The following is a 2,223-nucleotide window of genomic DNA, read 5'->3' on the forward strand; positions in this document are numbered from 1 at the left end:
CCCCGGCGGCGCGGTCCTATCACGACCTGATATCGCAAGGGTTCGACCGCCTGCTTCTGGCGCAGGACTATATTGCCAGTCACCGGCTGAACGGCGAGCTGACGATATCAGGCCTGCCGACGCTGCTGCAGAAATGGCTCAGCCCGATCCTTCACAGGTTCCGGGCGGCAGCGGGCGAAGTCCCGATTCGTATCGTGGCGACCCATCAGGAATCCGACCCCCGAACGCTGGAACAGAGCTTTCGCCTGACCTATGGGAAAGCGGCCCAGCCTTACGCGCATTCCCGCGTGCTGTTCACCGACCACTGCTTTCCGGTCTGCTCGCCCGAATATCTGGAGCGCCATCCCGAGGCCCGCGACCCCGCCTCGCTGGCTCGCCTGCCGCTGATCGATATCGACTGGGGCCTTGCCTATTCGGCGGTGCCACGATGGGGCAACTGGTTCGCCGCCGAGGGCGTCTCTCCAGGCCCGGTCCGCCCTGTCGCCGTCCATTCGCTGTCCGGCCTTGCGCTGGAGGCGGCGGCAGCCGGGCAGGGGGCGGTTCTGGCGCAGGCTTCCTTCGTCGCCTCGGACCTGCAATCGGGCCGGCTGCTGCGGCTTTCGGACAGAAGGCTGCAGATGCCCGATCCTTACGTGATCTGCTGGGGTCCGATGACCCTGGGCCGGGTGCCCGCGCGCAAGTTCTTGGACTGGATGATGCTTGAGACCAAGGCCCTGCGGGGTGAAAACGTTAAGTCCAGCTAAACAATCAGGCGCTTCTTCTGCGCTGTTGCGGCGTGGTTTTGGCTATACATAAGCAGCAACTCAGCCACGAAAGGGTGCCGCCGTGTTTCTGAAGAACGCCTGGTATGTCGCCGCCTGGAGCCACGAGATCGACGCCAGCCTCAAGCAGGTTGTCCTGCTGGGCGAAAAGATCTGCGTCTTCCGCAACAGTCAGGGCGAGGTGATCGCGCTGGAGGACGCCTGCCCCCATCGCAAGCTGCCGCTGTCCAAGGGCCGCATCAAGGGCGACAACGTGGAATGCGGCTATCACGGACTGACCTTCGACTGCGCGGGGCAATGTGTCTGGGCGCCCGGCGGGGGCCGCATTCCTTCCGCCGCCAAGGTCCGCCCCTATCCGATCCACGAAAAATACGGCCTGGTCTGGATCTGGATGGGCAACGCGGCCATCGCCGATGCCGACGACATCATCGACATCCCCAACTTCGACAGCCCCGACTGGGGCATCAACTCGGGCGACGCGATGGAGCTGGCCTGCAACTACCTTCTGATGTGCGACAACCTTCTGGACCCCACCCACGTCGCTTGGGTCCATGAAGGCAGCTTTGCTCAAGCCGCGACCAAGGACACGCCGCTGAAGGTGACGCGCACGGACAATGGCGTCATCGTCCACCGCTGGATGATGAACGTCGAGCCGGCCCCCTTCTACAAGAAGATCGTCGAGTTCGACGGCAACTGCGACCGCCTGCAGCATTACGAGGTGCGCTATCCGGCCCACGCGCTGATCCGCGCGGTCTTCACCCCCGCGGGCACCGGCGGGCCGGACGGCACGCTGGACGAGCGGACCTTCGTCATGGACAGCTACAACTTCATGACCCCCGTGAACGAGCGCGAGACGCGCTATTACTGGTTCCAGCTGCGCAACGTCCGCCCGCAGGACGCCGAATTGTCGAAGATGATGGCCCACGACGTCCGCAACGCCTTTTCCGAGGACAAGGCCGTGCTGGAGGAAGTCCAGGTCGGCATGACCCACAAGACTTCGCCCCATATCGACCTGTCGATCGACGCGGGCCAGCTGCGCTTCCGCCGCCAGCTCGAGGCGATGATCGCCGAAGAGCAGATGGTCGATGAAAAGATGAGAGCCTGACGATGGCCGAGGCCTTCCGCCGTTTCCGGGTGGTCCGCAAGGTGCCGGAAAGCAGCGTTATCACCTCGTTCCACCTGGCGCCTGCCGACGGCGGGCCGCTGTGGGAGGCGCGGCCGGGGCAATACCTGACCCTGCGCGTCCCGGCCGAGGGCGGGACGGTGCTGCGGACCTATTCGCTGTCCTGCGCGGTGGATGCGCCCGACTTTCACCGCATCACCGTCAAGCGCGAGTCGCTGGGTTCCGTCTGGCTGCACGACCGCGTGGCGGAAGGCGACGAGATCGAGATCGCCGCCCCCCGCGGCGCCTTCCACCTAGACGAGGACAGCACCCGCCCGGTCCTGCTGGTGGCGGGCGGGG

At 65.3% G+C, this 2,223-nt stretch carries 3 protein-coding genes; all 3 read left to right on the plus strand.

Translation table 11 applies throughout. The annotated features are described in order from the left end of the window. Positions 1 to 743, plus strand: a 743-nt coding sequence (locus BU28_RS0117550; protein WP_028720587.1) for a LysR substrate-binding domain-containing protein, incomplete at its 5' end; no start/stop codon positions are given. An 82-nt stretch (positions 744 to 825) separates the two neighbouring features. Then, the gene (locus tag BU28_RS0117555) at positions 826 to 1,866 is read left to right on the plus strand and encodes an aromatic ring-hydroxylating dioxygenase subunit alpha (protein WP_028720588.1); all 1,041 of its coding nucleotides are present in this window, start codon (positions 826 to 828) and stop codon (positions 1,864 to 1,866) included. A gap of 2 nt (positions 1,867 to 1,868) precedes the next feature. Continuing rightward, the coding region (locus BU28_RS0117560) for an FAD-binding oxidoreductase (protein WP_028720589.1) at positions 1,869 to 2,223 on the plus strand (355 nt) is incomplete at its 3' end.

The organism is Paracoccus yeei ATCC BAA-599, from assembly GCF_000622145.1.
Classification (GTDB): domain Bacteria; phylum Pseudomonadota; class Alphaproteobacteria; order Rhodobacterales; family Rhodobacteraceae; genus Paracoccus; species Paracoccus yeei.